At 65.2% G+C, this 13,932-nt stretch carries 12 protein-coding genes and 1 tRNA gene; 5 read left to right on the top strand and 8 right to left on the bottom strand.

What is annotated here, in order from left to right; translation table 11 throughout:
* Window positions 1-95 precede the first annotated feature (95 nt).
* Window positions 96-1,175: a mechanosensitive ion channel family protein gene (locus RF701_RS07140; protein WP_210358144.1), complete on the top strand. Its 1,080-nt coding sequence runs from the start codon at window positions 96-98 to the stop codon at window positions 1,173-1,175.
* Here RF701_RS07140 and otsA read toward each other — a convergent pair.
* From otsA to RF701_RS07120, 4 genes are all read right to left on the bottom strand, one after another.
* Window positions 1,138-2,535, bottom strand: coding sequence for an alpha,alpha-trehalose-phosphate synthase (UDP-forming) (gene otsA / locus RF701_RS07135; RefSeq protein ID WP_308814523.1), 1,398 nt, complete (start codon window positions 2,533-2,535; stop codon window positions 1,138-1,140). The genes RF701_RS07140 and otsA overlap by 38 nt on opposite strands.
* A complete protein-coding gene (locus RF701_RS07130) occupies window positions 2,517-4,334 on the bottom strand; it encodes a glycoside hydrolase family 15 protein (RefSeq protein WP_308814522.1) in 1,818 nt (605 codons plus the stop codon). The genes otsA and RF701_RS07130 overlap by 19 nt, the downstream gene beginning before the upstream one ends.
* A complete protein-coding gene (otsB, locus tag RF701_RS07125; RefSeq protein ID WP_210358142.1) occupies window positions 4,331-5,077 on the bottom strand; it encodes a trehalose-phosphatase in 747 nt (248 codons plus the stop codon). Before otsB ends, RF701_RS07130 begins: the two co-directional genes overlap by 4 nt.
* A 143-nt stretch (window positions 5,078-5,220) precedes the next feature.
* On the bottom strand, window positions 5,221-6,150 hold the full coding sequence (locus RF701_RS07120) for a hypothetical protein (protein WP_308814521.1): 930 nt from the start codon (window positions 6,148-6,150) through the stop codon (window positions 5,221-5,223).
* A gap of 293 nt (window positions 6,151-6,443) precedes the next feature.
* Between RF701_RS07120 and RF701_RS07115 the strand changes: the two genes are divergently transcribed.
* Window positions 6,444-8,759 carry a S9 family peptidase gene (locus RF701_RS07115; RefSeq protein WP_308814520.1) on the top strand — a complete coding sequence of 772 codons (2,316 nt, stop codon included), beginning with the start codon at window positions 6,444-6,446 and terminating at the stop codon, window positions 8,757-8,759.
* 99 nt (window positions 8,760-8,858) lie between these two features.
* On the opposite strand, the gene nusG is transcribed toward RF701_RS07115, so the two are convergent.
* The 4 genes from nusG to RF701_RS07095 form a co-directional block, all read right to left on the bottom strand.
* Window positions 8,859-9,395, bottom strand: coding sequence for a transcription termination/antitermination protein NusG (gene nusG / locus RF701_RS07110; RefSeq protein WP_037534189.1), 537 nt, complete (start codon window positions 9,393-9,395; stop codon window positions 8,859-8,861).
* A 13-nt stretch (window positions 9,396-9,408) separates the two neighbouring features.
* Window positions 9,409-9,606: a preprotein translocase subunit SecE gene (gene secE / locus RF701_RS07105; protein ID WP_203309636.1), complete on the bottom strand. Its 198-nt coding sequence runs from the start codon at window positions 9,604-9,606 to the stop codon at window positions 9,409-9,411.
* 170 nt (window positions 9,607-9,776) lie between these two features.
* Window positions 9,777-9,989, bottom strand: coding sequence for a hypothetical protein (locus tag RF701_RS07100; protein ID WP_210358318.1), 213 nt, complete (start codon window positions 9,987-9,989; stop codon window positions 9,777-9,779).
* Between the two features lie 57 nt (window positions 9,990-10,046).
* Window positions 10,047-10,122 (bottom strand) — tRNA-Trp (locus RF701_RS07095).
* Window positions 10,123-10,809: 687 nt separating this feature from the next.
* Here RF701_RS07095 and rpsL point away from each other — a divergent pair.
* From rpsL to fusA, 3 genes are all read left to right on the top strand, one after another.
* Complete coding sequence (gene rpsL / locus RF701_RS07090; protein ID WP_112381158.1) at window positions 10,810-11,181, top strand: 30S ribosomal protein S12; 372 nt, start codon at window positions 10,810-10,812, stop codon at window positions 11,179-11,181.
* Between the two features lie 50 nt (window positions 11,182-11,231).
* Window positions 11,232-11,702, top strand: coding sequence for a 30S ribosomal protein S7 (gene rpsG / locus RF701_RS07085; RefSeq protein WP_203309610.1), 471 nt, complete (start codon window positions 11,232-11,234; stop codon window positions 11,700-11,702).
* A gap of 103 nt (window positions 11,703-11,805) precedes the next feature.
* Entirely contained in the window at window positions 11,806-13,899 is a 2,094-nt protein-coding gene (gene fusA, locus RF701_RS07080) for an elongation factor G (protein ID WP_203309609.1), read from the top strand.
* The last annotated feature ends 33 nt before the right edge of the window (window positions 13,900-13,932 follow it).

The raw sequence follows: 13,932 nt of genomic DNA, 5'->3' as shown, positions 1-13,932 counted from the left end.
AACCGGCACGGCAGCGACCGAGCTGGCGTGTCTCTCGCACCGCCCCGGCTCCGCAGCAGGGGAGCCTTTGGCGCGCTGATGCGTGTTAGCGCACGATGCAGATCCCCTATCTCGATCACGACCTGCCGGGGTGGGTCGCCCGCCTGATCGGCCTGGCCGGCTATTTGCTGCTCGTCGTGCTGGTGCATCGTATCCTGTTCGCGGTCCTTCGCCGCGTCACCGAGCGGACGAAGACACGCGCGGACGATATCCTCGTGCTGCGCCTGCGCCGGCCGACCTTCTGGCTGATGATCGGCGTCGCGCTTGCCGCCGCGACCCCCGGCCTCGACCTGCCGCGCGTCTGGGAGAATGTGTGGCAGCGGCTGCTCGGCATCGCCGCCCCTGGGCTGTTCGGCTGGATGCTGCTCGCCGCGCTGACCGCCTATCGTGACATCAGCGAGGTCCGCTTCGACATCAGTGGTCCCGACAATCTGCGCGCGCGGCGACGGCGGACGCGCATCTCGATCCTGCACCGCATCGGCGTATTCGTGCTGGTGTTGCTGACTGCGATGATGATGCTGATGAGCATTCCGTCGGTGCGCACGATCGGCGTGACGCTTGCCGCCTCCGCCGGCGTCGCCGGCCTGGCGATCGGCGCCGCCGCGCAGCCGGCGCTGAAGAACGTCATCGCCGGCATCCAGATGGCCTTTACCGAGCCCATCCGCATCGACGATGTCGTCATCATCGACGGCGAATGGGGGCGGATCGAGGACATCAGACTGACCTATGTCGTCGTCCGCATCTGGGACGACCGCCGTCTTGTCGTGCCGGTGTCGAAGTTCCTCGAGAACAGCTTTCAGAACTGGACGCGAGAGACCAGCGCGCTGCTCGGCTCCGTCTTCTGGTATCTCGATCCGGCCGCCGATGTGCCACGGCTGCGCGCGAAACTGGAGGAGGTGGTCCGCGCAAGCAGCCGCTGGGACGGCCGCTTCTACAATCTCCAGATCACGGATTCGAAACCGGACGGGATCATGGAGGTGCGGGCGCTGATGACGGCGAAGGACGCGTCGACCGCGTTCGACCTGCGGTGCGAGGTGCGCGAGGCGCTCTATGCGTTCATTCGTACGGAAATGCCCGAGGCACTGCCGCGCATGCGGCTCATGCCGGCTCCGGCGCCCGCACCAGCGCGTCCGTGAAGGTGCGGCGCCACCATGCGATATCTTCGCGGCGGATGACCGCCATCATCCGTTCCCAACGCTCGATACGCTCGTCGCGGCCCATGCGCAGCGCTTGCATGATCGCGTCGGCCATCTCTTCGGCCGAATAGGGGTTGATCAGCACCGCGTCCGTCAGCTGGCACGCCGCCCCGGCAAAGCGCGACAGGATCAGCACGCCTGGGTCCTCCGGGTTCTGCGCGGCGACATATTCCTTGGCGACGAGGTTCATCCCGTCGCGCAGCGGCGTGACCAGGCCGATCTTCGCGGCGCGATAGATGCCGGCCAGCACGTCGCGCGGATAGCCCTGGTTGACGTAGCGGATCGGCGTCCAGTCGACATCCGAATAGGCGCCGTTGATGCGACCCGCGATGCTTTCCAGGCTGGACCGGATGCGCTGGTAGCTGCCGACGCTCGCCCGGCTCGGCGGCGCGATCTGGAGCAGGAAAACTTCCTTCCGCTCCTCGGGATGTTCGGTCAGGAATCGCTCGTAGCCGAGGAAGCGCTCCTCCAACCCCTTCGAATAGTCGAGCCGGTCGACGCCGACGATCATGTCCCGTCCCACCGCGCTGTCGCGCATCTGGCGGAAGGCGAGCCGGCCGCGCGTGCTGGTGGCCAGATCGGCGAACTCGTCCACGTCGATGCCGATCGGCACCGCCATCACCTGCACCCGGCGCTCCCCTAGGCGCAGGATGTCGCCCTCCAGCGTCGCGCCCAGCTCGTGGCACGCATAATCGACGAACGAGCTCAGCCATTCCTCGGTGTGGAAGCCGATCACGTCATAGGCGAACATCGTGCGCACCAGAGCCTCCGCCTCCGGCAGGATCGACAGCAGGCGGCGTGGCGGCCAGGGGATGTGCAGGAAAAAGCCGATGCGGTTCTTCAGCCCGAGCCGGCGCAGTTCCTCGCCGAGCGGGAACATGTGGTAATCCTGAATCCACACCGCATCGCCGTCCTCGATCAGCGGTCGCACGGTTTCCGCGAAACGGACATTGACCCTTTTGTACCCGCCGGCGAACTCTCGCTCATATTCGGCGAGGTCGACGCGATAGTGGAACAGCGGCCACAAGGTGCGATTGGCGTAGCCGTTGTAATATTCCTCGACGTCCTGCGCCTCCAGGTCGACGGTCGCAGTCGTGACGCCCTCAGCGCGCGTGAAGGTGATCTGGCCGGTGTATTCGTCCGTCTCCTCCCCCGACCAGCCGAACCAGATGCCGCCATTCTCCTGCAGGGCGGAGGCGAGCGCGACGGCGAGGCCGCCCTGTGCCCCGGAATGCGACCCATTGGGGGCAGAAACGCGATTGGAAATGATAACAAGACGGCTCAGCGGATCGAACTCCATGGTTTGGACAGCAGGACGGCGCAGTTGATCATGCCGACCAGCGAATAGGTCTGTGGGTAATTTCCCCAAAGTTCACCGCTACTTGGATCAATGTCCTCAGACAGCAACCCCGCTGCGGTGCGCCGTGTCAGCATCTCGTCGAACAACGCGCGCGCGTCCTCGGACCGACCGGTGAAGTGCAGCGCCTCGATCAGCCAGAAGGTGCAGACGTTGAACGCCGTCTCCGGCAGGCCGAAATCGTCCTCTGTATCGTAGCGCAGCATGTGACTGCCCCGGCGCAGCCCCTTTTCCACCGCCTCCAGCGTGCCGACGAAGCGAGGGTCGTCGGGCTCAAAGAAGCGCAGGTCGAGCAGCTGGATCAGGCTCGCGTCCAGGTCGTCGCCGGAGAATGTCGCCGACATGCGGTTCGTCTCCGGCCGCCACGCGTGCGCCTCGATCTCCGTACGGATGCGGTCCGCGCGATCCTGCCAGAAGGTGCAGCGGTCCTCGAGCCCCAGCGCCTTGGCGGCATTGGCGAGGCGATCGCAGGCCGCCCAGCACATCGCGCTCGAATAGGTATGGACGCTCTGCCGGGTACGCAGCTCCCACAGCCCCGCGTCCGGCTGGTCGTGGAAGGTCCATGCGCGCTCGCCGACGCGCTCCAGGCTCTCGAAATCCTCGCGTCCCGACTGGCGGAACAGGCGCTGATCGAAGAAGGCGTGGACGCTGCACAGCACGATCTGGCCATAAGCGTCATGCTGGATCTGTTCATAGGCCTGGTTGCCGACGCGCACCGGCCCCATGCCGCGATAGCCGGCCAGCGCGGGGGCGAACCGTTCCTCCAGCGTCGCCTCGCCGAGCACGCCATAGAGCGGCTGGATGTGGCCGCCGCGCGCGCTGTCGACGATGTTGCGGAGATACCCCAGATACCCCTCCAGCACGTCGAGCGCGCCGAGGCGGTTGAGCGCCTGCACCGTGTAATAGGCGTCGCGGACCCAGCAATAGCGATAGTCCCAGTTGCGCTCCGACCCGGCGTGTTCCGGTATCGACGTGGTCAGCGCCGCGACGATCGCGCCCGTTTCCTCGTGCTGGCACAGCTTCAGCGTGATCGCGGAGCGGATCACGACGTCCTGCCATTCCAGCGGCACGGCGAGGCCGCGCACCCACTCCTGCCATTCCGCGGTCGTCTGCGTCAGCATCGCCTCGACCGTCTCGGCGAGGTCGCCGGAGAAGCCCTCGTCCGGCCCCAGGAAGAAATGCAGCGGTCGCTCGATGCGGAACGGGCGCTCCTCCTCGACCATGCCGATTGGCGCGGTGGTGGTCAGCCGCATCGCCATCGAATCGAGCATGATGCGCAGGTGGTTCGATCCGCCGACCTGTTCGCGGCACGTGCCGCCCCAGCCGCAGGTGGTGCGCATGCGGACGCGGATGCGGGGGGATCCGGCGACCGGACGCACGATCCGCGCGAAGGCGACGGGGCGATAGGTGCGGCCGTGCCGCTGGAAGCGCGGGCTGAAGTCGATCACCTCGATCGCATTGCCATGCGAGTCGGTGTGGAGGCTGACGAGGATCGGCGTGTTGCGGATGTAATATTGGTCGACGCGGGTCGAATCCTCGAGATCGATCGACCAATAGCCGTCGTCCGGCGCCGCGCCGCCGACGAGGGCGGAGAACAGCGGATCGCCATCGACGCGCGGCACGCAGGCCCAGACGAACCGGCCCACGCGATCGATCAACGCGCTGACCTGGCAATTGCCGATCGGCCACAGGTCGACCGACATTGCGTTCGCATCGGGATTGGCGACGGAGGCGTCGGTCATGCCGCCGCCTTCCGCGCTGCCGCCTCCAGCCAGTCCAGCGCGGCGGAGACTCCTTCCAGCCGATAGGCCGCGGCGCTCGCGCGCGCCGCGCCGATCAGGATGCCGGCGCCGCCCAGCTGCGCCGCGGCGACCATCGCGGGCTCGTCGGTGTCGTCGTCGCCCAGGAAGACGGGACGGTAACCCGCCATCGGTCCCGTCTCCATCAGCTTGTACAGCGCCGTTCCCTTGTCCGCGCCCGGCACGCGCACCTCTGCCATCATCTTGCCGGTCTGCAGGTGCAACCCGGCCTCCTCGGCAAGCGCGCGGGCGAGCGCGTCGCTGTCCGCGGCGGCGGCGGGATCGCGGCGGTAATGGAGCGCCGCACCGAGCGGCTTCTGTTCGACGAGCACGCCGGGGCGCGTAGAGGCGAAGGATGTCATCTCCGCGACAATACGGTCGAGGGCGGCGGGTCGTTCCGCCACCGTCTCGCGTCCGTCGGGCCAGGCGACCTCGAGCCCGTGGCTGCCCGAGATGGCGAAGCCGGGGTCGCCGAATAGCGCGCGGATCCCCGATACGGACCGCCCGCTGACGATCGCCACCCGGCCGTCGAGCGCATCGGACAGGCGCGCGACCAGCGCGGACAGGCGATCGTCGACGCGCACTGCATCGGGGCGTTCCTGCAATTCGACGAGCGTGCCGTCGAAATCGAGGAACAGCGCCGCATCACGCAGCAGGTCGAGCGGGGGAGGGGGCAGATCGGCCATGTCGCGCGGCGTGTCCGATGTGAGGCCGCGCGGTCAATCCCCCGTGACAAGGAGGCGTGGGCTGCATGCTGGCAGCCATGGGGCGAGGGGCGCGGGCGCCATGCCGTTCGATCTTCGGAATGCGGACGGCAGCGGCCGCAATACTATTGGGCTGAGGCGGGAAGATAGCCCGTTCGGATCAGGAAGGCGCGCAGGGAGTCAGGAAAACGCCTGAACCGTGTTCGGTGCCCCTCGGGGCATTGATGCTCTTGCCACTGCGAGGGTGGCAGATCGCACGGCTCCCACAGAGCGCCGTCATGTTCGTAATGCGCCAGCATCGCAGTCCAGGCCGCATCGAACTGTCCCGCCCGCGCCGCATCGGCTACATAAGCCGCGCAAGCACCGTTGCGGTCCCGGTCATGCGATAGGCAAAGCGGTTCGAGGCGCTTCATGTCAGCGGCAAATATGGCTCCGACCCCCGGATCGCGGCTCTCATCGATGATCTGCCCATCCTTGACGGTAAGAAGTTTTGGCGGGCGAGGTGTGCAGGCGTTGCAACCAAAGACTGAATCGAACGCAGTGTCTTCGAGTTTAAGGTCGATGTTGCCATCTCCCGATAGATCACGAGGCGCATCAGCTATTTGACCTTGAAGGTGCAGGTCGGCGGGGTTGAGTGATTGAGCCAGTTGGTAGCGATCTCCGATCGGGATCAAGAGTTGGAGCGTCATATCGCCGCCCGATCCACCTGATTGGCTTTCGATGATGATGCCAGGGTTGCGGTCGTCTCGACGAAAGCGAGCAACTGCGATCCTTGCATAGGCGCTTTGGCTGTCCGTCTTGATTGTCACGGGATCCATCCCCGCCTGTTCAACCGTGACGTTGGCCTGATTATTATAACCATCCCACCTGCAATCGCTGTCTCCGACAGGATGGGCGGGGCATGGCACCGCTTCTACATGAACGGTGACGCCGTCTGATCGGAAATCGAGCGCGCGCTTTTCGATCGAGGCCCACGTTTTGAATGTGCCGGGTGGCACCTCAATTGGAGCGGGGCCGATCAGAAAGCCGGCAATCATTGTCGTTAGAGCGAGCACTGCACTGCCCCTTCACGGATATACTGAAGTCGACAATGCAGGGATAATACATCGGTCGCAATAGTTCTTGTGGGAGGATGTAGAATATTGGCAAATATCGGCCGATATCGGTTCTGCCTGCATCACGGCAGTGGAGCAACCGTCCGTATTTCAAGCTCCCGCACCTAGCGCAGTACTTGGCGATCGTCGCAAGCCAGGGCATCCGCACGAGGACGGCGAGTCGCTCCCGAGCCGTATACGTTGCCGTCCAGCTCCGCTAACACGGCACGCATCATGCCTTGAGGGGGACATCCATGCGTTCGACACCCTTGTTCGCCCTGCTGGCCGCGACGGTGTCGCCGCCGATCGGACTGGCTCAGATCACTCCCGTACCGGAAGCGCCGGCCCAGCGCGCGAGGGCGCCTGTCGCGACCACCGCGCGGGGATACCGGCCGCTGACCGTCGACCGCATCTTCGGCGCCGACGCGATCCGCGGCGACAGTTTCGACGGCGGCGAATGGACCGAGGACGGGCGCGGCTATATCGCGATAGAATCGTCGAAAAGCACCGACGGCGGCAGCGACATCGTCCGCTACGAGATCGCGGGCGGCGCGCGCACCGTGCTTGTCCCCGCCGAGTTGCTCGTGCCGAAGGGGGCGGCGCCGATCGGGGTGGAGGGCTATGCCTTCTCGCCCGACCGGCGCAAGGTGCTGGTGTTCACGGGCGGCAAGCCGTTCCGCCGCACGCACGCGCTCGGCGATTACTGGCTTCTCGACCTTGATACCAAGCAGCTCCGCAGGATCGGCGGTCCCACGGCCGCGCCCTCGACGACGATGTATGCGGAATTTTCGCCCGACGGAACGCGCATCGCCTATGTCCGCGCCAACGACCTCTATGTTGAACCCGTCGGCGGCGGCGCACCGCAGCGGCTCACTAGCGACGGCAGCGACCTGATCGTCAACGGCCTGGGCGACTGGGTCTATGAGGAGGAGTTCGGCCTCCGCAAGGCCTGGAGCTGGAGCCCGGATTCACGCCGCATCGCCTTCTGGCGCTTCGACACCTCCGGGGTCGGCACCTTCGCCATGATCAAGAATACCGACGGCCAGTATTCGAAGGTCATCCCGCTGCAATATCCGAAGGTCGGCACTGCCAATTCGGCGGTGCAGGTTGGCACGGTCGACATCGCCACCGGCCGGACGCGCTGGTTCAGGCTGCAGGGTGATCCGCGCCAGACCTATGTTCCGCAAATGGGCTGGGCGGGAAGTTCGGGCCGCGTACTGATCCAATATGCCAACCGGCTCCAGAACACTTACCAGGTGCTGCTCGGCGATCCCGCCGACGGCAGCGTCGCGCCCTTGTTCGTGGAGCGCGACAAGGCCTGGGTCGAGGCGAACGATCAGGTCCAGTGGCTGAAGAACGGTTCCGGCTTCACCTGGATGAGCGAGCGCGACGGCTGGCGGCACCTCTACCTCGCCTCACGCGACGGAAAGCGGATGCAGTTGCGCACGCCCGGCAATTACGACGTGATCGACCTGCTTCAGGTCGACGAGGCGGGGGGCTATGCCTATTTCATCGCCTCGCCCGACAATCCGACGCAGCGCTACCTGTATCGGGCGACGCTCACCGGCACGCCGCGCGTCGAGCGCGTTACGCCGAGCGGCCCGGGCCAGGCGGGAACGCATGCCTACGACCTTGCCCCCGGCGCGCACTGGGCACGGCACACTTTCTCCCGCTTCGATCGCGCGCCCGTCACCGAGGTGATGGACATGACGACCGGCAAGTCGCTGCGCGTGCTCGCGCGCAACCAGGCGCTGCAAGACGTGGTGACCGACGGGCCGCTGCCGCCGACCGAATTCTTCCGCGTCGACATCGGCGGCGGGACGCAGCTCGACGGCTGGCTGATCAAGCCGGCGAACTTCAATCCGGCTAAACGCTATCCGATCCTGTTCCAGGTCTATGGCGAGCCGGCCGGTCAAACGGTGGCGGATCGTTGGGGCGGTCGCGGCGCGCTGTGGCACCGCATGCTGGCTGAACACGGCTATCTGGTGGCGAGCATCGATCCGCGCGGGGTCGCGTCGCCGCGCGGTCGGGAATGGCGCAAGACGATCTACCGGCGCATCGGGATCGTCGGGCCAGAAGACATAGCCGCTGCCGTGCGTCGGATGCTTGCGACCCGCGCCTATATCGATCCGACCCGTGTCGGCATCTGGGGCTGGAGCGGCGGCGGGTCGACGACGCTCCATTCGATGTTCCGCTTTCCGGATCTCTATGCGACCGGCATCGCGGTGGCGGGCGTCGCCGACCAGAAGCTTTACGACACCATCTACCAGGAACGGTACATGGGGCTGCCCGACGACAATGCGGAAGGTTATCGCAAGGGGTCGCCGATCACCTATGCCGCCGGGCTCAAGGGCAACCTGCTGATGATCCACGGTACCGGCGACGACAACGTCCACTATCAGAACACGGAACAGATGGCGGACGCACTGATCGCGGCGGGCAAGCCGTTTTCGATGATGGCCTATCCCGACCGCACGCACGGCATCTATGAAAAGCCGGGAACGAGCGTGCACCTGTATTCGCTAATGACCCGCTATCTCGAGATCAACCTGCCGCCCGGCGGCCGGTAGGAGGCTGTATCCCCGCACGATCGCGGGCGGGAGCCGGGCAAGGAAAAAGGCCGGTCGGGTCGCCCCGCCGGCCTTTTCGCGATCCGAATGCTGTCGCGCTTACTTCGACCGTTCGACCTGTTCGAAGTCGAGCTCGACCGGCGTCGCGCGGCCGAAGATCGACACGCTGACCTTGACCTTCGACTTGTCGAAATCGAGCTCCTCGACGATGCCGTTGAAGCTGGCGAAGGGGCCTTCCAGCACCTTGACCGCGTCGCCGATTTCATAATCGACCTTGACCTTGGTCTTCGGCGCCGCTGCGGCCTCTTCCTTGCTGTTGAGCATCCGCGCGGCCTCGGCCTCGCTGATCGCCTGCGGCTTGCCCATCGATCCCAGGAAGCCCGTCACCTTCGGCGTGTTCTTGACCAGGTGATAGACGTCGTCGTTCATGTTCAGCTTGGCGAGGACGTAACCGGGCATGAACTTGCGCTCGACCGCAATCTTCTTGCCGCGGCGGGCCTCAGTGACGGTCTCGGTCGGCACCTCGATCTGCTCGACCAGCTGCTCCAGGCCAAGGCGGGTCGCCTCGGCCATGATGGCGTCGCGGACCTTGCCCTCGAAGCCGGAATAGGCGTGAATGATGTACCAGCGCGCCATGCAATTGGCCCCTTTACTTCGCGAGCTTCAGCAACGCCTGGACAACGGCGTTGAAGAACGAGTCGACGCCCAGGAAGAACAGCGCGAGGATGGTGGTCATGATCACCACCATGACGCCCGTCATGACCGTCTCGCGCCGGGTCGGCCACACGACCTTTTTCGTCTCGGCCTGCACCTGACGGATGAATTCGATGGGAGTCGTCTTCGCCACAGTTTTCGAAGCCCGCTAGAATCACAAAATACCGATCTGGAAGACATGGCTTTCCCGCCGCTTCCCGTAAAGGGAACCGGCGACGGCCCGTCCTCGCTGTCGGATGGATTTCGGAGATAGCGGTGCTGCGACGCTAAGGCAAGAGCGCCGGTTATACGTCGTTCCCGCGATCAATGGCCGTAGGTCTTGATCCCGCGGCGCCGCAGTTTCTCGCGCCGGCGTCGGCGCAGATATACCGTCAAGGACGGAATGCCGATCAGGAGCAAGAGGCCTATGATGCCGTAAACAATGGTGTAACGCGTCGCTTCATCCATACGCTCGCGATAGCCGGGTGCCGAGCGTGCGTCACGCTCAGTTCGCCGCAAAAATGACACGGCATTCATGAAAAGCACCCAATATCCGTGCTTTAGTTGCCTCTTTTGCAACCATTTCGAGGGGAATGGCAGGAGTGGAGGGACTCGAACCCACGGCCCTCGGTTTTGGAGACCGATGCTCTACCAACTGAGCTACACTCCTGCAGCGGCGCCGGCCTCTAGCGGGTCGTGTCGGGTAGGGCAAGCGCCCGATGTCGCAAATGCGTCACGTCGCGCGATCGGTCTTGCTGGGTCGCATAATGGCGCGCGATGGCCGCGGCGATCGGGGAGGGTGCGCTGCGCCCCCGCGGCAGGGGGAGATTGTCGTTCGCCGGTTCGGGAAGGCTGATCCGAACCCGAACGCCCGCGCCGCATCGCGTCCCGCCGCTCCGCCGCCTGATCCATGCCATGAGCAGGGTGGCAGCATGGAGGATCGGCGCGGCCAGATGCGGATAAGGGGTAGGCGCCGGCCCCATGGTCGAGCCGCGATCGGGCAGGAACCGCGCGACGGAGCGAGACTGGGTGGCTAAGGCGCGATGTCGCTCGGATCCGGCTGCATTGTGCATCATGACGTGTCGCGCCTTGCGCCCGCGACGGTTGAGGCGGCGTTAAGGCCCGGCGGCGGCGCGCTTGCCGGCCGGCGCCCGGCCCGTTGACGCTCGGCCTGCTCGCGCGTATAGGCCCGCCCCGTCCGGCGCCCTCAACAGGCGGTGGACAGCTTGAACATTGCTGGATGCAAAGTCGTGGGTCGGGGCGGCGCGGGTGATTCGCGCGGCCTTCGCCCCTTTTTGTATTCCCTAGTGCTGTGATGGCTCCAGCAAAGTAACCCTTTGATAGAGGTGAAGGCTTCATGCCGACGATCAACCAGCTGGTCCGCAAGGGCCGCGAACCGCAGAAGGCCAAGTCCAAGGTCCCTGCGATGGAGCAGAACCCGCAGAAGCGCGGCGTCTGCACCCGTGTCTACACGACGACCCCGAAGAAGCCGAACTCGGCGCTGCGCAAGGTGGCCAAGGTCCGCCTGACCAACAGCCGCGAAGTGATCAGCTACATCCCGGGCGAGGGCCACAACCTGCAGGAGCACTCGGTGGTGCTGATCCGCGGCGGCCGTGTGCGCGACCTTCCCGGCGTGCGCTACCATGTGCTGCGCGGCGTGCTCGACACGCAGGGCGTCAAGGATCGCCGCCAGTCCCGCTCCAAGTACGGCGCCAAGCGTCCGAAGTAAGCCGACGAACGCGTTTCGTCATCACGGCTGAAGTTTAGAAGGAATTTGAAATGGCACGTCGTCGTCGCCCCGAGAAGCGCATCATCCTGCCGGATCCGAAGTACGGTGATGAGGTTCTCTCGAAGTTCATGAATTCGGTGATGCTGGACGGCAAGAAGTCCGTCGCCGAATCGATCGTTTACGGTGCTCTGGAGACCGTCGAGACCCGCGCGAAGCGCGAGCCGATCGGCGTGTTCCACGATGCGCTCAACAACATCAAGCCGGGCATCGAGGTCCGCAGCCGCCGCGTCGGCGGTGCGACCTACCAGGTCCCCGTCGAGGTCCGTCCGGAGCGTGCGCAGGCGCTCGCGATCCGCTGGCTGATCGCCGCCGCCCGTGCGCGTAGCGAGAACACCATGTCGGCGCGCCTGTCGGGCGAGCTGCTCGACGCCTCGAACAACCGTGGCAACGCGGTAAAGAAGCGCGAGGACACGCACCGCATGGCCGAGGCGAACCGCGCCTTCAGCCACTACCGCTGGTAAATCGATGGTGACGCGACCTGTCTTGGAAGCGTCTTACATCTGACCTATATCGTGGGGAGCCGGCCGAGTGCTGAGCTCCCCACATCGCTAAGGAAGCCCGATCATGGCCCGCAGCCATCCGCTCGAACTATACCGCAATATCGGCATCATGGCGCATATCGACGCCGGCAAGACCACGACGACCGAGCGCATCCTCTATTACACCGGCAAGTCCTATAAGATCGGCGAGGTCCATGAGGGCACCGCGACGATGGACTGGATGGAGCAGGAGCAGGAGCGCGGGATCACGATCACCTCGGCGGCGACCACCTGCAAGTGGAAGGCCGAAGAGGGCAAGGGACCCGAGCATCTGATCAACATCATCGACACGCCGGGCCACGTCGACTTCACCATCGAGGTCGAGCGTAGCTTGCGCGTCCTCGACGGCGCGGTCGCGTGCTTCGACGGCGTCGCCGGCGTTGAACCGCAGTCCGAGACCGTGTGGCGTCAGGCCGACAAGTACGGCGTGCCGCGCATGTGCTTCGTCAACAAGCTCGACCGCACCGGCGCTGACTTCTATTTCTGCGTGCAGTCGATCATCGATCGCCTGGGCGCGAAGCCGGCCGTCCTGTATCTGCCGATCGGCATCGAGGGCGGCTTCAAGGGTCTCGTCGACCTGGTCGAGAATCGCGCGATCATCTGGCTCGAGGAGAGCCTGGGCGCGAAGTTCGAATATCAGCCGATCCCCGACGACATGGCGGAGAAGGCGGCGAAGTACCGCAACGAGCTGATCGAACTCGCCGTCGAGCAGGACGACGAGGCTATGGAGGCGTATCTCGAGGGCAACGAGCCTGACGCCAAGCAGCTCAAGGCGCTGATCCGCAAGGGTACGCTGAACATGTCGTTTGTGCCGGTCGTCTGCGGCTCGGCGTTCAAGAACAAGGGCGTGCAGCCCTTGCTCGACGCGGTCGTCGACTTCCTGCCGAGCCCGCTCGACGTGCCGGCGATCAAGGGCGTCAAGCTCGACGGCGAGACGCCGGACGAGCGTCCGTCGTCTGACGACGCGCCGTTCTCGGCGCTGGCGTTCAAGATCATGAACGACCCGTTCGTCGGCTCGCTCACCTTTGCGCGCATCTATTCGGGCGTCCTGACCAAGGGCGGCTACCTGAACTCGGTGAAGGACAAGAAGGAAAAGATCGGCCGCATGCTCCTCATGCACGCGAACTCGCGTGAGGACATCGAAGAGGCGCGTGCCGGCGACATCGTCGCGCTTGCGGGTCTCAAGGAGACGACGACGGGCGACACGCTCTGCGACCCGGCGCACCCGATCATTCTCGAGCGCATGGAATTCCCGGAGCCGGTGATCGAGCTGTCGGTGGAGCCGAAGACCAAGGCCGACCAGGAGAAGATGGGCATCGCGCTCAATCGCCTCGCCGCCGAGGATCCCTCGTTCCGCGTGTCGACCGATCACGAATCGGGCCAGACGATCATCAAGGGGATGGGCGAACTCCACCTCGAGATCCTCGTCGACCGCATGAAGCGCGAGTTCAAGGTCGAGGCGAACGTCGGTGCGCCGCAGGTGGCGTATCGCGAATACCTCAAGAAGCCCGTCGACATCGACTATACCCACAAGAAGCAGTCGGGCGGCACCGGGCAGTTCGGCCGCGTGAAGGTGAAGCTGACCCCGGGCGAACGCGGCGCGGGCATCATCTTCAAGGACGAGATCAAGGGCGGTAACATTCCGCGCGAATATATCCCCGCGATTGAGAAGGGCTTCCGCGAGACGGCGGCGACCGGTTCGCTGGTCGGCTTCCCGATCATCGACTTCGAGATCACGCTGTACGACGGCGCGTATCACGACGTCGACTCGTCGGCGCTGGCGTTCGAAATCACCGCGCGCGGTGCGATGCGTGAGGGCGCCCAGAAGGCGGGCATCACGCTGCTCGAGCCGGTGATGAAGGTCGAGGTCGTGACGCCGGAGGATTACCTCGGCGACGTGATCGGCGACATGAACAGCCGCCGCGGGCAGATCCAGGGCACCGACACGCGCGGCAACGCGCAGGCGGTGACCGCGATGGTGCCGCTCGCCAACATGTTCGGCTACGTCAACTCGCTGCGCAGCTTCACGCAGGGCCGCGCCAGCTACTCGATGCAGTTCTCGCACTATGACGAAGTGCCGCAGAACGTCGCCGACGAGGTGAAGGCGAAGATGGCCTAAGGCGAACGGGGGCAGGCCTGCCTGCCCCCGCAA

It is taken from the genome of Sphingomonas sp. GV3, from assembly GCF_031082075.1.
Lineage (GTDB): Bacteria > Pseudomonadota > Alphaproteobacteria > Sphingomonadales > Sphingomonadaceae > Sphingomonas > Sphingomonas beigongshangi.
Note: the sequence above shows the minus strand (reverse complement) of the source record. Positions and strands in the feature narration are given on the sequence as shown.

Bases quoted from the DNA above. Each gene is read 5' to 3' on its own strand.
- otsA (WP_308814523.1), bottom strand. From the start codon at position 2,535: ATGGAGTTCGATCCGCTGAGCCGTCTTGTTATCATTTCCAATCGCGTT.
- RF701_RS07100 (WP_210358318.1), bottom strand. From the start codon at position 9,989: ATGAATGCCGTGTCATTTTTGCGGCGAACTGAGCGTGACGCACGCTCG.
- rpsL (WP_112381158.1), top strand. From the start codon at position 10,810: ATGCCGACGATCAACCAGCTGGTCCGCAAGGGCCGCGAACCGCAGAAG.
- RF701_RS07140 (WP_210358144.1), top strand. From the start codon at position 96: ATGCAGATCCCCTATCTCGATCACGACCTGCCGGGGTGGGTCGCCCGC.
- nusG (WP_037534189.1), bottom strand. From the start codon at position 9,395: ATGGCGCGCTGGTACATCATTCACGCCTATTCCGGCTTCGAGGGCAAG.
- fusA (WP_203309609.1), top strand. From the start codon at position 11,806: ATGGCCCGCAGCCATCCGCTCGAACTATACCGCAATATCGGCATCATG.
- rpsG (WP_203309610.1), top strand. From the start codon at position 11,232: ATGGCACGTCGTCGTCGCCCCGAGAAGCGCATCATCCTGCCGGATCCG.
- RF701_RS07130 (WP_308814522.1), bottom strand. From the start codon at position 4,334: ATGACCGACGCCTCCGTCGCCAATCCCGATGCGAACGCAATGTCGGTC.
- otsB (WP_210358142.1), bottom strand. From the start codon at position 5,077: ATGGCCGATCTGCCCCCTCCCCCGCTCGACCTGCTGCGTGATGCGGCG.
- RF701_RS07115 (WP_308814520.1), top strand. From the start codon at position 6,444: ATGCGTTCGACACCCTTGTTCGCCCTGCTGGCCGCGACGGTGTCGCCG.